Raw genomic sequence first — 18,197 nt, forward strand, 5'->3', positions numbered from 1 at the left:
TGTCGGCTGAGAGAGAGGGGGCTGCGTGACGGCCCGGCGTCGGCTGCTCTCGGGGCCGGACCGGACTAACGGCGGGCCGGCCCCGACGCACGCCCCTTGCGTTGGCCACCTCCCTTTCGGAAGAGGAGGCGCACAGGCGAGCCCGCAAAGCCCTGCGCGTGGCGCAGGGAGTTGATGAGATAGCGCTCGTAGGAGAAGTGGATCTTGTCCGGAATGTTCACCCGGAGCGCGAAAGTGGGCGGGGAGACCCCGACCTGCTGGGCGGACTGGATGCGCAGCGCCACGCCTCTCGAGGACATGGGTCGGCGCTCGACGGCGGTGCGGAAGATCGACAGGACCTCCCCCGGCTGGACGCGCCGCTGCGCCTCGGAGGCGACCCGGTCCACCTGGTCGAACAGCTCCCCGAGCCCCCGGCTCTCGAGCGCCGACACGAAGCAGACTGGCGCGTAATCGAGGAATGGAAGCCGATCGTAGATCTGCCCCACCACGTCGGCCTTCTGGGCCGAGCCCGGCGGCACCAGGTCCCACTTGTTGACGGCTACCACGAGGGCTCGGCCCGCCTCATGGGCATAGCCCGCGATGTGGGCATCCTGCGCCGTGACCCCTTCGGAGGCGTCGAGCAGGAGCACCGCCACCTGGCAGCGCTCGAGGCTCTTGAGGGCCATCATCACGGAGAGCTTCTCGAGGGGCTCGGAGACGCGCCCCTTCCGGCGGATGCCGGCCGTATCGATCAGGACGTAGGGGCGACCCCGGAAGGTGAGCGGCGTGTCCACCGCATCGCGGGTCGTCCCCGGCGCCGCGTGCACGAGGACGCGGCGGTGGCCCAGGACGGCGTTGACGAGCGAGGACTTGCCCACGTTGGGCCGCCCCACGATGGCCACGCGCGCGCCCGCGCCCACGGGGGCCGTCACGACGGCGGGCACGAGCTCGCGGACCGCCTCCAGGAGCTCGGCCACGCCGCGGCCGTGCTCGGCGGACACGGGCAGGACGCGCGTGAACCCGAGGCGGTAGCACTCCCCGAGCTGCGCCTCCTGCCCGGCGCCGTCGATCTTGTTGGCCGTGACGACCACGGGCCGCTGGCTCCGCCGCAGCGTGGCGGCGATCTCCGTGTCGAGAGGCGTGAGCCCCTCACGCGCGTCGACCACGAACACGATCACGTCCGCCTCGTCGATGGCGACCATGATCTGCTCGCGCACGGCTGCCAGGAGGTCCGAGGTGGCGCCGGGCTCGAAGCCGCCCGTGTCGACGACGGTCGCCTGCCAGCGCTCGAAGGCGACGGTCCCGTAGAGCCGGTCACGCGTCACTCCCGGCACGTCCCTGACCAGGGCCTGGCGGCGCCCGACGAGGCGGTTGAAGAGCGTGGACTTGCCCACGTTGGGCCGCCCCACGATGGCCACGACCGGGCGGATCATCCAGATGGGGAAGGGCCGAGCAGGGCCTGCAGGAGCGCCCCCGGAGAGGACTCGACCGCGGTGACGGGCACGCGGAGGGAGGTGGCCAGCTCGGCCGGCGTCAGGTCGTCGAGGAACACGCCGGCACCGTCCCTGAGCGCCACGGCGGGCACCAGCACCTCCTCGCCCACCGGGGAGGCCGCGACCCCGGCCTGGATGTCGCTGCCCGTGAGGAGGCCGGCCACCCCGATACTCCCGGCGAACCACTCGTTCCTGATCGCGACGATGCTCGCCCGCAGCCCCTGCACCGCGACGCGCGCGAGCAGCGCGCGCATGCGCGGCGCGAACATCTCTCCGGTGACCACCGTGACCCGGCGGGCGCGGGCGAGAGCCGGCGGCAGAGTGCCCAGGGCGCGGCCGAAGCCATCCTCGAAGCGGCGGACCAGCCCGATGCCGTCCTCGGCGATGGGGAAGCCCTCGTAGGCCGCCGCTGCGGGCAGCGGCACTCCCCCCTGGAGGTAGAGCTCATCGGCCGCGTGCACGAAGCGGCTGCCCAGCCGCGCGAGACACTCGCGCTGCCAGCCGTGGATGGAGGCGACGAGGGCGCGGGCCTCCGAAGCATCGAGCGTGCGGAGCCGGGGCAGTCGCTCGCGGTGTCTCGTGAGCCCGACGGGCACCACGGCCGCGGTGGTCACGCCGGGGTGGAGCGCCGAGAGCTCGCGCACGGAGCGCGCCAGGGCCTCTCCGTCGTTCCAGCCCGGACAGAGGACGATCTGGGCGTGCATCCGGATCCCGCTGCGCGCCAGACGCGCCATGAGGGGCATGAGATCGCGCCTGACCCGCGGCTCCCCGAGCATCCGGTGGCGCAGCTCCGGGTCGGTGGCGTGGACCGAGACGTACAGCGGGGAGAGCCGCTGCGCCTCGATCCGGGCCAGCTCGGCCTCCTCCAGGTCCGTGAGCGTGATGTAGTTACCGTGCAGGAAGGAGAGACGGAAGTCGTCGTCCTTGATGTACAGACTCTTCCGCATGCCCCGCGGGAGCTGGTGGATGAAGCAGAACACGCACCGGTTCCCGCACGTCGAGATGTCTCCAGGCCGAGGGGTCTCGAGCTCGAGGCCGAGATCCGGCCCGTGCCGCTCCAGCAGCACGGTCGCCGCCTGCCCCCGGCGCTCGAGCGTGAGCGCGAGCCGCCGCTCGCCGCCGTGGAAGTGGAAGTCGATGGCGTCGCGCAGCGCATGGCCGTTGATGGCCAGGATGCGGTCGCCGGCGCGCAGTCCGGCCCGCGCCGCGGGCGTCCCCGCGCCCACCGACGCCACGACCACGCCGCCGACGGGCTCAGGCGCTGGCTGCCCCACGCCTCAGTTCCGGCCGGCCGCGCCCGCCGGCGGGTTCAGCTGCTTGAGCCCCTGGATGAGGTACTGCAGTCCCGAGGCCACGGTGAGGACGGCCGCCGCTCCGGCGAAGGCACGCGGGACCATGGGCACGCGGAAGTAGAAGGAGAGCATGGCCGCCAGCACCGTCGCCATCTGCAGGGCGGTGGAGGCTTTGCCGAGCCAGGTCGGCGCCGGGTGCACCGTGCCGCCGGAGATGTGGATCACCAGCACGCCCACGGTGAGGATGAGGTCCCGGCTCACGACCACGGCGGTGATCCAGAAGGGAATGACGCGGAGATAGGTCAGGGTCACGAAAGCCGAGGTGAGCAGGAGCTTGTCAGCGAGGGGATCGAGGAAGGCGCCCAGCCGGGTCTTCTGCCCGTGGGTCCGCGCGATGTAGCCATCGAGCAGGTCCGTCAGGCTCGCGAGGCAAAACACCACGAAGGCCGCCGTGGCCCGCCGGTAGACCAGGAGGGTCACGAAGACGGGGATCAGCAGGATGCGCAGGATCGTGAGCCAGTTCGCCAGTCCCATGGGATCGCAGAGCGTGACTGCCGGTCGATTGTAGCATCGGCCCTGGGCCGCGCGGCGAGAAACGGGCGCCGGGGCGCGCGCGCCCCTAGCCGGCCTCCCGGTACCGGCGGAGCGCACCGAGGAGCTGCGGCGGCAGCTCGACCTCGAGGCGGATGCCGTCGGCCTCGTCCGAGCGGTCGAGCACGCGTCCCCGGTCATAGCAGAGTGCCAGCGCTGGCCCATCCCGGTAGGGGATGCGGAGTACCGCGCGCTCGACATGCCCGCGCAGCATTTCCTCGATGCGATCCAGCAGCCGGTCCAGCCCCTGGCCGCTGCGCGCAGAGATCGGCACCCCGTCGAAGCGCTCCACCAGCATGCGCGGGGCGGCCCCTCCCTCGTTGCGGTCGATCTTGTTCAGCGCCACGATCGTGGGGCGCTCGCCGAGGCCCAGCTCGAGGAGCAGGCCCTCCACCGCGGCCACCTGCTCCTCGAGGCCGGCGTGGCTGGCGTCCACGACGTGGAGCAGGAGGTCGGCCTGCTCCAGCTCCTCGAGCGTGGCCTTGAAGGCCTCCACGAGCTGATGCGGGAGCTTGCGGATGAAGCCCACCGTGTCGGTGAGGATGAAGGGCACGCGCTCCCCGCCGTCCACGAGGCGGGCGGTCGGGTCCAGGGTGACGAAGAGCCGGTCGGCCGCGGTGCGATCAGCTCCCGTCAGCCGGTTCAGCAGCGTCGTCTTGCCGGCATTGGTGTAGCCGACGAGGGCCACCACCGGGAAGCCCGTGGCCTTCCGCCGCTCCCGCACGAGGCGCCGGTGGGAGCGCACGCGCCGGAGCTCCTCCCGGAGCTTCTGGATACGGTGGCGGATGACCCGCCGGTCGGACTCCAGCTGGGTCTCCCCGGGGCCCCGGGTCCCGATGCCGCCGCCCAGCCGCTCCAGGTGCTTCCACTGCCCGACGAGCCGCGGCAGCAGGTACGAGAGCTGCGCCAGCTCCACCTGCAGCTTGCCCTCCATGCTGCGGGCGCGCTGCGCGAAGATGTCGAGGATGAGGGCGGTGCGGTCGATGACCTTGAGACCCAGCGAGCCGCCGAGGTTGCGCTCCTGGATGGGCGAGAGCGGGTCGTCGGAGATCATGAGGTCGGCGCCATGCTGCTGGGACCAGGCCCTGAGCTCCTCCACCTTCCCCTTCCCGAAGTAGAGCCCCGGCGTGGGCGCCTTCCGCTCCTGAGTGACCCGGCCGACGACCTCCGCTCCGGCGGACTCCGCCAGCCGTTCCAGCTCGTCCAGCGACTCCTCCACCTCGAAGCGCCGCTGGGTGGGAAGTCGCACCGCGCCCAGAACAGCCTTCTCGCGAGCGGTCACTCGAGCAACCTCTCCGTCGCCAGGAGGTCACGGATGCGCTCCGCAGCGGCGGCGAGGCCACCCACCGCGTCCACGTCCAGCCAGCGGATCTCGACGTCCCGCGCGAACCAGGTCAGCTGCCGCTTCGCGTAGCGGCCGGTATCCCGGATCATGAGCCGCACCGCCTCCGCCTCGGGCATGCGCCCGCCGATCACTGCGCAGAACTGACGGTAGCCGATGCCGTTCATGGCCGGGAGCCCGTCCGTACAGCCGGCGGCGAGCAGCCGCCTCACCTCGTCGATCATCCCACGGGCGACCATAGCGCGCACCCGCTCGACGATGCGCCCATGGAGCGCTGGACGTGGCCGATGCAGGCCCACCATGAGGAGGCGGAAAGCCGGCGTGCTTCGGCCCCAGCTCGGGCCGGAGGGCGCGGCGCCCCGCCCGCGCCCCTGGGAGGCGGCTGGCGCGTCCCCCGGTCCGGCAGCCAGCGCGACCTCCAGGGCCCGGATGAGCCTCACGCGGTCGTTGGGGTGCAGGCGCTCGGCGGCGGCGGGGTCCCGCTCGCGGAGCTTTGCATGGAGCGCGGCCGGGCCGCGCTCCCGCGCGAGGACCTCGAGCTCTCGCCGGAGGGCAGGATCCGCCGGCGGGCCAGGGTCGAGCCCCTTGAGCAGCGCCCGGACATAGAGCCCGGTGCCCCCCACGACCGCTGGCAGCCGGCCGCGCCCGCGGATGTCGGCGATCGCGCGCAGCGCGTCCTGCCGGAAGCGCGCGGCGTGATAGCGCTCATGGGGTTCGGCGATGTCGATGAGGTGATGGGGGACGGCCCGCCGCGCCGCCTCGGACGGCTTGCCGGTGCCGATGTCCATGCCGCGATAGACCTGACGCGAGTCGGCGCTCACCACCTCCATCGGTACCGAGCAGGCCAGCCGGACCGCGACGTCGGTCTTGCCGACCGCGGTGGGGCCCACGATGACGAGCAGCGGCTCAGCTCGCCCGACTTCCATCTCCCCTCGCCTCGCCGTGAGACCCGGCTCAGCTCGCCCGACTTCCATCTCCCCTCGCCTCGCCGTGAGACCCGGCTCAGCTCGCCCTACCACGTCCGCCGGAGCTCGCGGCGGATCTCACGGAGGGAGAGGCGCGAGACGATTGGCCGGCCATGGGGACAGAAGTAGGGCTCGCGCGCCGCGCCGAGATCGGCGATCAGCCGCCGCATCTCCTCGCGCTCGAGCGGGGCCGGCGCCTTGATGGCCGCCCGGCAGGCCACGAAGGCCAGCGCCCGGTCGAGCAGCGGGGCTTCCCCTTCCCGCCCCGGTGCCGCCACCTCCTCGAGCATGCGCTGGATCAGCGGCCCGGGCTCGCGTCCCCCGAGAAGCACCGGCACCGAGCGGAGCAGCACGCTGGCGCCGCCGAAGCCCTCGAGGGCGAAGCCCAGACGCCCGAGCGTGGGCGCCCACTCGGCGAGCTGCGCGGCCTCCGCCGGGGGCAGCTCGAGCACCTGAGGGAAGAGGAGCTCCTGGGCGGGAAGCGTATCGCCCACGAGATCCGCCTGGAGCCGCTCGAAGAGCACCCGCTCATGCGCCACATGCTGGTCGATGAAGAAGACCTCCTCGTCGGTCGCCGAGACGAGGAAGGTCTCCTGCAGCTGGCCCACGACGGTGCCGAAGCGATCGCGAGCCGGGGTGGGCGCCTCCTCCATGAAGAGCGCCGCTTGAGCCGTCGTCGTCGCCGGCCCGGTTGGCAACGACCCCGCACCGTCGCCGGCCGGGCCCTGCACTCCGGCGTCCGGCCTCCCCGCGGCGGGGCCCCCGAGCCCCGGCTGCGGCTGCACGACCTGGGCCGAGCGCAGCGCTTCCTGGACGGCGAGGAAGAGCATGTCCTGGATCACCCGGGGGGCGCGGAAGCGCACCCAGGCCTTCGTCGGGTGGACATTCACGTCGATCTCCTGCGGGGGAAGCGTCAGCGAGATCACGGCGGCCGGGAACTGCTCTCGCGCCAGCATCGGCCGGTAGGCCTCGAGCAGCGTCTGCGTCAGCAACGCGTCCCGGATCGGACGGCCATTGACGAGGAAGGTGATGGCCTCGCGGCTCCCGCCCGCCGCCTGGGGCGGCGCCACGAGCCCGGAGAGCCGGGCGCCGTGGCTGGCGCGTTCCACCTCGAGCATCCGTCCCGCCAGGTCGAAGCCGTGCAGCGCGCCCACGCGCTCGCGCAGCGTGGCAGCCCGTGGCGCGCTCAGCACGGGCTTGCCGTCGTGGGTGGCGCGGAAGTGGATCTCGGGATGGGCGAGCGCCAGGGCCTGGAGGAGCCGCAGGACCGCCGCGAGCTCGGCGCGAGCGCCCTTGAGGAACTTGAGCCGGGCCGGGGTGTTGAAGAACAGATCCGCGATCTCCACGGTGGTGCCCGAGGGGGCGGGGACGCTCATGGGATCCCCCGCCACCCCGCCCTCGCCGCGGAGGAGCGTTCCCGTCCCGGCTCCGCCCGGGCACGACAGCAACGAGAACCGGCTCACCGCGCAGATGGCCGGCAGCGCCTCCCCCCGGAAGCCGAGCGTGCGGATAGCCTCCAGGTCCGCCTCGTCGGCGATCTTGGAGGTGGCGTGGCGCAGCAGGGCGCAGCCCAGCTCCTCCGCCGTCATTCCCGTCCCGTCGTCGCTCACGCGGACGAGCTGGCGCCCGGCGTCCCGCAGCTCGAGCGCGATGCGGGCGCTGCCGGCGTCGATGGAGTTCTCGACGAGCTCCTTCACGACGGAGGCCGGCCGCTCGACGACCTCTCCGGCGGCGATCTTGTTCACCAGCTGGTCCGGCAGCCGCCTGATCCTGGACTGACGGCTCATTGCTGGCGCGGTTTCAGGCGGTGCTGCCAGTCGGCGAGAAGGTTGAGGGCCGCAAGGGGCGTGAGCGAGGCCACGTCCAGGGCGGCCAGGTCGCGGACGATCGGTTCCCCCGCGGGCGGGAACAGAGCCAGCTGCACGGGCGCCTCCTGTCCCGGGGAGGTGGCGGCCGTGAGGCCCTCGCGCTCGCTCTCCAGCTCGGCCAGGATGGCCTTGGCGCGCTCGATCACCGCCGGGGGAAGCCCCGCCAGACGCGCCACCTGGATCCCGTAGGAGCGGTCGGTGCCGCCGGGACGCACCGTATGGAGGAAGATGATCGCGTCGTTCCACTCCTTGACCGCCACGTGGAAGTTCCGCACGCGGGGCAGACGCTCCGCCAGCGCCGTCAATTCGTGGAAGTGGGTGGCGAAGAGCACCTTGGCGCCGTGCCCGCGCTCGTGCAGCTCCTCCGTCACCGCCCAGGCGATGGCGAGCCCGTCGAAGGTGGAGGTGCCCCGCCCGACCTCGTCGAGCAGGATGAGGCTGCGGGGTGTGGCGTTGTGCAGGATGGTGGCGGTCTCGATCATCTCCACGAGGAAGGTGCTCTGGCCCCTGACGAGGTTGTCCTGGGCCCCCACCCGCGTCAGCACGCGGTCCACCAGCCCCATCCGCGCCGACCGCACCGGCAGAAAGGCGCCCACCTGGGCGAGGATGGTCAACAGCGCCGTCTGCCGCATGTACACGCTCTTGCCGCTCATGTTCGGGCCGGTCAGGATCACGATCTGGGACGAGGCCGGATCGAGACAGGCGTCGTTCGGGGTGAAGGGCTGCGCGCCGGCGGCGTCCAGCACGGGATGGCGCCCCTCCGTGATCTCGAGGCAGAGGCTGTCGTCCACGACGGGGCGCACGTACCCCCGCTGATGCGCGACCTCTGCCAGCGCCCCGAGCGCATCCACGGCACCCACCGCGCGGGCCGTGCCCAGCAGGGCCGGGGCCTCGGCGGCCACCGCCGAGCGCACCTCCTCGAACAGCTCGAGCTCGAGGCGAGCCATGCGCTCCTCCGCGCCCAGCGCGAGGCTCTCGTGCTCCTTGAGCTCGGCGGTGACGAAGCGCTCCGCCCCCACCAGCGTCTGCCGCCGCACGTACTCTGGCGGCACCTTGGCCGCCTGCGCGTTGCTCACCTCGATCGCGTACCCGAAGACGCGGTTGAAGCGGACGCGCAGCGTGGGGATCCCGGTGCGCTCGCGCTCCAGCCGCTCCAGGGACGCGATCCACTCCTTCGCCTCCCGTTGCGTCCGGCGCAGCTCCCGGAGCTCGGCGCTCCAGGCCTCGCGGATCAGCCCGCCCTCGCGGAGGCCCGGCGGCGGGTCGTCTTCCAGCGCCTCCTCCAGGAGCTTGACGAGGCCGGGGAGCGGGGCGATCTCCTCGCCGAGGCGAAGGAGGAGCGCGGAGGACAGCGCGGACAGCGCCTCCCGGAGCGCCGGCAACTCGCGGACGAAGTTCCGCAGCGCGATGAGGTCGCGGGCATGCGCGACGCCCAGCGCAGCGCGGCTCGAGAGGCGTTCGATGTCACCGATGGCGGCCAGGCGTGTCCGCAGCGCGGCGCGGGCAGCGGGGCTCTCGGCCAGCGCGCCCACGGCGTCCTGGCGCTCCCGGATGCGCTCCAGATCCAGGAGCGGACGCAGGAGCCAGTGGCGCAGGCAGCGCGCCCCCATGGGCGTCCGGGTGGCGTCCAGCGTGGCGAAGAGCGAGCCCTTGACGGCCCGGTCCTGCGCCGTCTCGAACAGCTCGAGCGTCGCGACGGCCGTCCGGTCGAGGATCATGGCGTCGCCGGTCGCGAAGCGCTGGATCCGCGTGATGTGGGAGAGGCGGTCCCCCTGGGTGTCGCGCAGATAGGCAAGCGCCGCTCCCGCAGCCTGCAGCCCCGCACCCAGCGATCCCAGGCCCAAGGCATCGAGGCTCGTCGCCCTGAAGTGGGCGGTGAGGTGCTCCTCTGCCGCGCGCCGGGAGAACCAGGAGGGCTCCGCCCGGGTGAGGGCGATGCCCAGCCCGGTGAGCCGCCCGACCAGGGCAGGATCCGCGCTATGGGCCAGCAGCACCTCGGCGGGCCGTCTGAGGAGCGCCGCCTCGAGGAGGGGCTCTCCCGCCCCCTGCTCGTCCCCCACCCAGAAGTCGCCCGTGGAGACATCCGCCAGCGCCACACCGAGGCTCGCTGGCCCCCGGTGGACGGCGAGGAGAAAGTTGTTGGCCGCGCCGTCGAGGTATTGCGTGTCCGTGACCGTGCCCGGCGTGATGACGCGCACCACCTCCCGGCGCACGAGCTTCTTGCCTTTGACCGGCGCCTCCATCTGCTCGCACACGGCGACGCGCTGCCCTCCGCGGATCAGCCGGCCGATGTAGCCGTCCACCGCGTGGTGCGGGATGCCGGCCATGGGGGCGTCCTGCCGGGAGGTGAGGGTGATCTGCAGGAGCCGCGCTCCGAGCTGGGCGTCCTCGAAGAACATCTCGTAGAAGTCCCCGAGGCGGAACAGGAGGAGATGCTCCGGGTAGCGGCGCTTGAGCTCCCGGTACTGCCGCATCATCGGCGTCAGGGGGCCGGTCGCCTCCGTCACGGACGCAGCGCCGCCGACAGGCGATCGTAGGTGTCGTGCAGCGACTCCGGGAGGACCCTCGTGTCCCCGATCGCGGTCATGAAGCTCGTGTCACCGTGCCAGCGCGGCACCACGTGGACGTGCAGGTGTCCGGCGACGCCGGCCCCGGCCACGCTGCCCTGGTTCACGCCCACGTTGAAACCGTCGGGCCGGTAGACGGCCTGGAGCGCCCGCACGGCTGCCTGGACCAGCCGCATGCTTTCGGCCAGCTCGTCGGGCTCGGCCTCCTGGACTCCGGCCACGTGGCGGTTGAGCGTGGCCATGAGGTGCCCGGAGGCGTAGGGGTAGGCGTTGAGGATGAGAAAGGCCCGCTCGCCGCGGTGGAGGATCAGGGACTGCCGGTCATCGCGGGAGCACAGCGCAGCGCAGAAGACGCAGACCGCACCGGGCCCCCCACCCGCCGAAACGTAACTCATCCGCCACGGCGCCCACAGACGATCCACTCGATCTCAGGTGTTTACGAGCTCGCGAAGCCGCTTGCCGACCTTGAAGAACGGGACGCGCTTCTCCGGGACGCTCACGCTGTCCCCCGTCTTCGGGTTGCGTCCCTTGCGGGAGTTCCGGTGGCGGATCCGGAAGCTGCCGAACCCGCGCAACTCCACCTTGTCGCCCTTGGCGAGGGCCTCGGTGATGTTGTCGAAGACGGTGTTGACGATCAACTCCGTCTCCTTCTTCGTGAGGGTCGACACTCGGGACACTTCCTCGATCAGATCCGCTTTCGTCATGACCGCGCTCCCTCCCAAAGGCCCGTTCTCGCTGCGCCGGGCCCCACTTCAGGGCGGAGGGCCTGGCTTCCCCTTCCCGGTGACGCTAGCATGGGGGACGAAAGATTGTCAAGCAGGGTGCGGGGTTAGCGGACACATCTGGTCGCCCGGCGCCCCTAGCCCATCAGGTAGAGCGGGGTGCGGAGCGCCGGCAGGGCCGGCAGCAGCCCGCCTGGGGCTCCCAGCCCGAGCTGGTTGCGCAGGAGGTCCACCAGGGAGAAGCGCCGCCGAGGGAGCAGGAGCTTGGGGCGGGCGGGCAGCCCCGCCAGTCGCGCGGCCCCCGCGATCGCCTCGTGGAGCCCACCGAGCTCGTCCACCATCTTGAGCTCCCTGGCCTGCTGCCCGGAGTAGATCCTGCCGTCGGCGAAGCCCAGGACGGTCCGGCGGTCCAGGCCGCGCCCCTCGGCCACCGCCCCCACGAACTGCCCGTACACGTCATCCAGCAGCGCCTGGAGGATGCGTCGCTCCTCCGGCGACATGCTCCGCGCAATGCTCCCCACGTCCTTGTAGGCCCCGGCCTTCACCACGACATACTCGACGCCCACCTTCTTGAGCAGCCCCTCGAGATTGGCCATCTGCATGATCACGCCGATGGAGCCCGTGAGGGTCCCCGGGTTGGCGTAGATGCGGTCCGCCGCGGTGGCGATGTAGTAGCCGCCCGACGCCGCCACCGCGGCCAGCGAGGCCACCACGGGCTTTCCAGCCTTCCGCACCTGCTGCACCGCCGAGAAGATCTCCTGCGTCGGCCCCACCACGCCGCCCGGGCTGTTCACCCGGAGGACGACCGCGCGCACCGCCGGATTGTCCATGTGCTCGCGCAGTTCCCGCACCGTGGCGTCGCCGTCCACGATGATCCCTTCCACCTCCACGATCGCCACTCGAGGGCCGCCAGGCAGCGCGCCGTCCTCCAGCACCGCCATCAGGGCCCAGACCGTCACCAGGAACACGGCGAGGATGAGAGCCGTCAGCCCGAGCCCGAGCAGCAGGCTGCGGACGCGAGAGGTCATGCGCTAGTCCTCGTCGTCGAAGTCGTCGTCCGTCCGGCGCTTGCGTCCCTTCCCCCGACCCCGCGACTCTTGCTGCTGCGGCTCCTCCATCACGGCGGCCGCCAGCTCCTTCAGCGACAGCCCGATCCGACGCTCGTTGGGATCCACGCGGATCACGAGGAGCGTCAGCTCGTCCCCCACGTTGACGATCTCCGAAGGCGAGCCGATGGGCCGGCTGGACATCTGGGAGATGTGCAGGAGGCCGTCCACCCCGGGTTCCAGCTCCACGAAGGCGCCGAAATCGGTGAGCCGCACGACCTTGCCGGTCACCCGCGAACCCATGGGGTAGCGCTGGGCAACGCTCTCCCAGGGATCGGGCTGGATCTGCTTGAGTCCGAGGGAGATGCGCTTGTTCTCCCGGTCGACGTTGAGGATCTGCGTGTCGATCGCCTGGCCCTTCTTGAGCAGCTCGGAGGGGTGGCCGATATTCCGCGTCCAGGACATGTCGGAGATGTGCAGGAGGCCGTCCACCCCGGGCTCCAGCTCCACGAAGGCGCCGAAATCGGTGAGGTTGCGCACCCGGCCCTGCAGGCGCTGCCCGGGCGTGTAGCGCTCGTCGATGGTGGTCCAGGGGTCGCTCTCCACCTGCTTCATCCCGAGCGAGATTCGCTTCGTCGCCTTGTTGACATCGAGGACCTGCACCTCGACGGTGTCCCCCACGTTGACCAGCTTCGAGGGGTGGCGCACCCGCCGCGTCCAGGACATCTCGGAGACGTGCACGAGCCCCTCGACGCCGGGCTCCAGCTCGATGAAGGCGCCGTAGTTGGTGAGGCTCACGACGCGGCCCTGGACCTTGCCGCCCACCGGGTAGCGCTGGTCCACCGTGGCCCAGGGATCCGAGGACTTCTGCTTGTAGCCCAGGGACACCCGCCCCGTCTCCCGGTCGAAGTGCAGGACCACCACCTCGACCTGGTCGCCGACCTGGAAGATCTCCGAGGGGTGCCCGATCCGCCCCCACGACATGTCGGTGACGTGGAGCAGCCCGTCGATGCCGCCGAGATCGATGAAGGCGCCGTAGTCGGTGATGTTCTTCACCGCCCCGGTCAGCACCATGCCCTCGCTCAGGACTGCGAGCGTGTGCTTCTTCTTCTCCTCCCGCTCCTCCTCCAGCACGGTCCGGCGCGAGAGCACCACGTTGCCGCGCCGACGATTCAGCTTGATGACCTTGGCGCGGATGGTCTGCCCCACCAGGGAGTTCAGGTTCTTCACGGGCCGGAGATCCACCTGGGAGCCTGGCAGGAAGGCCCGGACACCGACGTCGACGGCCAGCCCCCCCTTGACCACCTCGACCACGCGCCCCTCGACGGGGGTACCGCTCTCGTAGGAGCGCGAGATGGCATCCCAGACCTTGATCTTGTCCGCCTTGTCCTTGGACAGGACGATCAGCCCCTCGTTGTCCTCCTTGGCCTCCAGGTAGACCTCGATCTCGTCCCCCACCTTGGGCGCGCCGGCGTGGCGGAATTCCTCGATCGGGATGGTCCCCTCGCTCTTGTAGCCGATGTCCACGAGCACCTCACTGTCGCGCACCTCCACGACCCGCCCGCGGACCACCTCGCCCTCCTCGATGTCGCTCACCCCCCTGGCGAACCACTCCTCCATGGTCTCTTCCCGGGTCTCTCCCACCTCCTTCTGACTGGCCGTGGGGCCCTGCGCCTTCCGGTCGTCCGTCTCCATACTGTGCTGACTTCCCCCTTTGGTGGATATCGCCGGCGCGGGGATCTCCCCCGCGCCTTGCGTCGAACCCGCACTCTACCCGGTGGCCTCGCCGAGCTGCGCGATGGCGCGCATCATCTCCTCGGTCGCCTCCCGGTACCGCTCCTTCCGCCCTCCTGCCGCCTCCGCCTTGACGGAGAGCGGCGACCCGAAGGTCACCCGGACCTTGACGGGCCGCGGGATCAGCCGCCCGCGGGGCAGCGCGCGCCCCGAGCCCGACACGTAGGCCGGTACCACCGGCGCGCCGCTCACGACCGCAAGCATGCCGACCCCGGGCTTGCCCTCGCTCAGCCTCCCCTCTTCCCCGCGCGTGCCCTCGGGGAAGACCAGCAGCGCCTTGCCCTCTTCCAGGACTCGCAGCGCCGCCTTGAGCGCCCTGGCGTCGCCCCCTTCGCGGCGTACCGGCCGGGCGTTGACCGCCCGCAGCAGCCGGCCCAGGAGCGGGATGTCGAACAGCTCGGCCTTGGCCATGAAGCAGAGCTGCCTGCGGCAGGCCCCGCCCACCACCGGCGGGTCGAGGAGGCTCACGTGATTGGCCACGATGAGCACGGGTCCAGCCATCGGCACCCGGTCCGCGCCCCTGATCTCCAGCCTGAAGAGCAGGCGCATCAGCGCCACGGCGATCGGCTTCAGGAGGTTGTACAGCACCGCACCCGCTCGACCTCCTCCAGGAGCCTCCTCAGCACCGCCTCTGGCGCCAGCGCCGTGGAGTCCACCAGCACGGCTCCTGGCGGCCTGACCAGGGGGGCCAGCGCCCGTGCCATGTCCTGCCGGTCGCGCCTCAGCACCTCTTCCCGCACCGAGGCCAGGTCCATGACGACGCCGCCCGCCGTCAGCTCTTCCTGGCGCCGCCGCGCTCGCGTCTCGATGTCGGCGTCGAGGTAGAACTTCACGTCGGCGTCGGGGCAGACGACGCTGCCCGTGTCCCGCCCTTCCAGCACCACGCCGCCCGCGGCGGCCAGGGCGCGCTGCAGCGGCGTGAGCTTGTCGCGCACCGGGGCCAGGGCCGTCAGGACGGAGGTCAGCTCCCCGATGGCCGGCGTCCTGATCTCTGCGGTGACGTCCCGCCCGTTCACCAGCACCCTGTCCCCCGCCAGCTCCACCGTGGTCCGGTCCAGAAGACCCCGGAGTGAGGCGCCGTCCTCGGGAGCGATCCCCGCCTGCTGGACTGCCCATGCCAGCCCCCGGTACATGGCGCCCGTGTCCAGCAGTCTGAACCCCAGCCGCCTCGCCAGCTCGCGAGCCGCGCTGGACTTGCCCGCCCCCGCCGGCCCGTCGATCGTCACGACGGGTGCCTTCCGGCGGCGGCCCTTCACGCCGACGCCCGCGCACAGGTACCGCCCGCCAAGGCGTTCACGGCGTCGACGAACCCCGGGAAGGAGGTGGCGATGCAGCCCGTATCCTCCACCACCGTCTCCCCTTCTGCAAGCATTCCTGCTATCACCAGCGCCATGGCCATCCGGTGATCTCCACCGCTCGAGACGGCGGCGCCGCGCAGCGGCCTGCCCCCCTGGATCCGCAGCCCGTCATGGTGCTCGGTGATCGCGGCACCCATCCGCCCGAGCTCGGAGGCGATGGCGCCGATGCGATCGGACTCCTTCACGCGAAGCTCGGCCGCGTCGCGGATCTCCGTGACACCCTCCGCGAGGCAGGCGGCCACAGCCAGGGCCGGGATCTCGTCGATGAGCCGCGGGACGAGAGAGCCCCCGACGCTCGTGCCGCTTAGCCGCGCCGAGGTCACGCCGAGGTCTGCCGCCGGCTCGGCGCTGATGGTGCCGGCCCCTGCCCCGCTCTCCTGCCTGGAGATATGCGCCCCCATCTGGGCGAGCACGTCCAGCAGCCCCGTCCGCGTCGGATTCACCCCCACGCCCTTCACGCTCAGCACCGCGTCGGGGACGAGCGTTCCCGCCACGAGAAAGAAGGCCGCGGCGGAGATGTCGCCGGGCACGGCGACCGGCTGCCCGGTGAGGGCACCCCCGGGGCGCAGCGTGACCGCCCCCTCCTCGGCCGACAGGCGGGCTCCGAAGGCGCTCAGCATACGTTCGGTGTGGTCGCGAGACGGCGCGGGCTCCTCCACCGTCACCGGCCCGTCGGCCCAGAGCCCCGCCAGGAGGAGCGCGGTCTTGACCTGGGCCGAGGCCACCGGCGAGGCGAAGCGGAGCCCGCGGAGCGGCCGGGCGCCACTGACGGCCAGCGGCAGGCGGCTGCCCCCCTGCCGGCCCACCACGGTGGCCCCCATCTGCCTGAGCGGGACGGCCACGCGCTCCATCGGCCGCCCGCGGAGAGAGGCATCCCCCGTGAGCACGGTCCAGAAGGGCTGACCGGCGAGGACGCCCATGAGCAGCCGCGCAGTCGTGCCCGAGTTGCCGCAGTCGATGACGTCCTCGGGCTCGGTCAGGGCCTCTGGGCCCTCGGCGTCAACCAGATAGTGCCCCGGCCCTTTCCGCGTCACCGTCGCCCCGAGGGCGCGCACGGCCCTGAGCGTGGCGAGGCAGTCCTCGCCCTCGAGAAAACCCGTGATCTCCGTCCTGCCCGTCGCCAGCGCGCCGAAGAGGGCCGCCCGGTGGGAGATGGACTTGTCGCCGGGGACCGCCACCCCCCCGCGCAGCCGTGTGACCGGCCTGACGTGGATCCTCACGCGAGCCGCTCCCGTGCCTGCCGGATGCGGTCGAGCTCCCGCTCCACGGCGGCGCCCTCGCCGGCGGCGATCAACCCCTCGAGGTGGTCGAGCGACTTCCTGAACGCCGCAACCGCCTCTGTCAGCGCTGCGCGGTTCTCCAGGAAGATCTCCCGCCACACGGCGGGGCTCGAGGCCGCGATCCTGGTCGTGTCCTTGAAGCCGCGCGCCGCCACGTCCAGGAAGGCCGGATCCATGCGAAGCGCCGCGTCCACCAGCGCGCCGGCCACGAGGTGCGGCAGGTGGCTCACGGCCGCCACCGCCCGGTCGTGGGTGGCCGCATCCAGCGTGATGACGCGTCCACCGAGCGCCTCCCAGAAACCGCGCACCCTGGCCATCGCGTCGCCGTCGCTCGTTCCCGCCGGTGTCAGGATGACCAGCGCACCGCGAAACAGGTCGGCGCGAGCGATGGCGTAGCCGGACAGCTCCGAGCCGGCCATGGGATGGCCGCCGACGAAGCGCAGCGGGCGGGAACCGGCCAGCCGCTCGGCCGTCTGGACGATGCGCCCCTTGGTGCTTCCCACGTCCGTGATCACGGCGTCACGGGGCGCTGCCTGCCACACGGCCGGCAAGAGGGATTCGAGGGTCGCCACCGGCGTGGCCAGGAGGCAGAAGTCGGAGCCCTGGACCCCCGCGGTCACGTCCGTCGTGATCCGGTCCACCACCCCGTCCCGGAGCGCCGGCTCCAGGCTCTCGCGGCGCCGCCCAATTGCCACGATCTCGCGCGCGAGGGAAGCCTCGCGCGCCGCCTTCGCGACGGAGCCCCCGAGGAGCCCGAGGCCGACGACGGAGAGCCGGCGGATCACGCGCCCGCGACCTCCGGGAGCACCTTTCGCAGCGCCTTCATGAGCCGCCGGTTCTCCTCCGGCGTGCCCACGGTGACGCGCAGCGCGTTCTCCATTCCGAAGCTCGTCATGGGGCGGACGATGACGCCCTCGCGGAGCAGCCGGCCGTAGACGTCCATCGCGTTCCGGCCCACATCCACCAGGATGAAGTTGGCGCGCGAGGGCGTGTACCTGAGGCCCAGCGAGGCGAACTCGTCATAGAGGAAGGCGCGCCCCGCCTCGTTCATGCGCAGGCACTCGAGGATGTGTGCGTCGTCCTCGAGCGCCGCCAGCGCCGCGACCTGGGCCAGCGAGTTCACGTTGAACGGGGCGCGGATCCGGTTGAGGAGCGCCACGCAGTCGGGCGCGGCCACGGCATACCCCACCCGGAGTCCGGCCAGGCTCGCCGCCTTGGAGAAGGTGCGAAGGATCACGACCTTCCGTCCCTCGCGGAGGTAGGCGAGAGTATCGGGGAAGTCGGGCCCCTGGGCGAACTCGATGTAGGCCTCGTCGAACACCACGATGACCCGGTCCGGAACGCGGGCCATGAACTCCTCCACCTCCGCGGCCGTGACGATGGTGGCGGTGGGGTTGTTGGGGTTCGCGATGAAGACCATCTTCGTCATGGGCGTGATCGCGCGGCCCATGGCCTCCAGGTCGAGCCGGTGCTCCTTGAGGGTCACCACGACGCGGATGCCGCCCACGGCCTGGACGATCATCGGGTAGACGACGAACGAGGGGTGCGGGATCACGACCTCCTCGCCAGGCCGCACGAATGCCCGGACGAGCAGCTCGATGAGCTCGTTGGAGCCGTTGCCGAGCACGATGTCGTCGGGCTTGACCCCGTGCCGCCGGGCCAGCGCCTCCCGGAGGTAGAATCCCCCGCCGTCGGGATAGCGGTTCAGCTGGCCCAGCGCGGCCGCGACGGCCTTCTGGACGCGTTCCGATGGCGGCAGGGGGTTCTCGTTGGAGGCGAGCTTGATGGCGTCCTTGATGGCCAACTCGCGCTCCAGCTCCTCGATGGGCTTCCCCGGCTCATACGGGGCGATGCCGAGGATGTGGTCGTTGGCCAGCGATTCCCAGGAGGCGGGCATGGA

General features: G+C 71.8%; 16 protein-coding genes. All 16 read right to left on the bottom strand.

From position 1 onward, the window contains the following. Positions 1 to 65 precede the first annotated feature (65 nt). The 16 genes from der to HYV93_02875 all read right to left on the bottom strand — a co-directional run bounded on the left by der (position 66) and on the right by HYV93_02875 (position 18,194). Positions 66 to 1,412, bottom strand: coding sequence for a ribosome biogenesis GTPase Der (gene der, locus HYV93_02800; GenBank protein ID MBI2524888.1), 1,347 nt, complete (start codon positions 1,410 to 1,412; stop codon positions 66 to 68). Continuing rightward, the gene (locus HYV93_02805) at positions 1,409 to 2,746 is read right to left on the bottom strand and encodes a DUF512 domain-containing protein (protein MBI2524889.1); all 1,338 of its coding nucleotides are present in this window, start codon (positions 2,744 to 2,746) and stop codon (positions 1,409 to 1,411) included. The genes der and HYV93_02805 overlap by 4 nt, the downstream gene beginning before the upstream one ends. Positions 2,747 to 2,749: 3 nt before the next feature. After that, positions 2,750 to 3,298 carry a CDP-diacylglycerol--glycerol-3-phosphate 3-phosphatidyltransferase gene (gene pgsA, locus HYV93_02810; protein ID MBI2524890.1) on the bottom strand — a complete coding sequence of 183 codons (549 nt, stop codon included), beginning with the start codon at positions 3,296 to 3,298 and terminating at the stop codon, positions 2,750 to 2,752. An 85-nt stretch (positions 3,299 to 3,383) separates the two neighbouring features. Continuing rightward, positions 3,384 to 4,637: a GTPase HflX gene (hflX, locus tag HYV93_02815; GenBank protein ID MBI2524891.1), complete on the bottom strand. Its 1,254-nt coding sequence runs from the start codon at positions 4,635 to 4,637 to the stop codon at positions 3,384 to 3,386. Further along, positions 4,634 to 5,623, bottom strand: a complete 990-nt coding sequence (gene miaA, locus HYV93_02820; GenBank protein ID MBI2524892.1) for a tRNA (adenosine(37)-N6)-dimethylallyltransferase MiaA — start codon at positions 5,621 to 5,623, stop codon at positions 4,634 to 4,636. Before miaA ends, hflX begins: the two co-directional genes overlap by 4 nt. Positions 5,624 to 5,709: 86 nt before the next feature. Then, positions 5,710 to 7,407: a DNA mismatch repair endonuclease MutL gene (mutL, locus tag HYV93_02825; GenBank protein ID MBI2524893.1), complete on the bottom strand. Its 1,698-nt coding sequence runs from the start codon at positions 7,405 to 7,407 to the stop codon at positions 5,710 to 5,712. A 38-nt stretch (positions 7,408 to 7,445) separates the two neighbouring features. After that, positions 7,446 to 10,007, bottom strand: a complete 2,562-nt coding sequence (gene mutS / locus HYV93_02830) for a DNA mismatch repair protein MutS (protein ID MBI2524894.1) — start codon at positions 10,005 to 10,007, stop codon at positions 7,446 to 7,448. Positions 10,008 to 10,033: 26 nt separating this feature from the next. Next, positions 10,034 to 10,519 carry an HIT domain-containing protein gene (locus tag HYV93_02835; protein ID MBI2524895.1) on the bottom strand — a complete coding sequence of 162 codons (486 nt, stop codon included), beginning with the start codon at positions 10,517 to 10,519 and terminating at the stop codon, positions 10,034 to 10,036. A gap of 6 nt (positions 10,520 to 10,525) precedes the next feature. Further along, entirely contained in the window at positions 10,526 to 10,801 is a 276-nt protein-coding gene (locus tag HYV93_02840) for an integration host factor subunit beta (GenBank protein ID MBI2524896.1), read from the bottom strand. 155 nt (positions 10,802 to 10,956) lie between these two features. Continuing rightward, positions 10,957 to 11,847 carry a signal peptide peptidase SppA gene (sppA, locus tag HYV93_02845; GenBank protein ID MBI2524897.1) on the bottom strand — a complete coding sequence of 297 codons (891 nt, stop codon included), beginning with the start codon at positions 11,845 to 11,847 and terminating at the stop codon, positions 10,957 to 10,959. A gap of 3 nt (positions 11,848 to 11,850) precedes the next feature. Next, positions 11,851 to 13,560, bottom strand: a complete 1,710-nt coding sequence (locus tag HYV93_02850; protein ID MBI2524898.1) for a 30S ribosomal protein S1 — start codon at positions 13,558 to 13,560, stop codon at positions 11,851 to 11,853. A 75-nt stretch (positions 13,561 to 13,635) separates the two neighbouring features. Further along, complete coding sequence (locus tag HYV93_02855; GenBank protein ID MBI2524899.1) at positions 13,636 to 14,247, bottom strand: 1-acyl-sn-glycerol-3-phosphate acyltransferase; 612 nt, start codon at positions 14,245 to 14,247, stop codon at positions 13,636 to 13,638. Beyond that, complete coding sequence (locus HYV93_02860; protein MBI2524900.1) at positions 14,229 to 14,915, bottom strand: (d)CMP kinase; 687 nt, start codon at positions 14,913 to 14,915, stop codon at positions 14,229 to 14,231. The genes HYV93_02855 and HYV93_02860 overlap by 19 nt, the downstream gene beginning before the upstream one ends. Further along, a complete protein-coding gene (aroA, locus tag HYV93_02865) occupies positions 14,912 to 16,237 on the bottom strand; it encodes a 3-phosphoshikimate 1-carboxyvinyltransferase (GenBank protein ID MBI2524901.1) in 1,326 nt (441 codons plus the stop codon). Before aroA ends, HYV93_02860 begins: the two co-directional genes overlap by 4 nt. Next, positions 16,234 to 17,082: a prephenate dehydrogenase/arogenate dehydrogenase family protein gene (locus HYV93_02870; GenBank protein ID MBI2524902.1), complete on the bottom strand. Its 849-nt coding sequence runs from the start codon at positions 17,080 to 17,082 to the stop codon at positions 16,234 to 16,236. The genes aroA and HYV93_02870 overlap by 4 nt, the downstream gene beginning before the upstream one ends. After that, entirely contained in the window at positions 17,079 to 18,194 is a 1,116-nt protein-coding gene (locus HYV93_02875; GenBank protein ID MBI2524903.1) for a histidinol-phosphate transaminase, read from the bottom strand. The genes HYV93_02870 and HYV93_02875 overlap by 4 nt, the downstream gene beginning before the upstream one ends. Positions 18,195 to 18,197 lie beyond the last annotated feature (3 nt).

The sequence above is a fragment of the Candidatus Rokuibacteriota bacterium genome, assembly GCA_016188005.1.
Taxonomy (GTDB): Bacteria; Methylomirabilota; Methylomirabilia; order Rokubacteriales; family CSP1-6; genus UBA12499.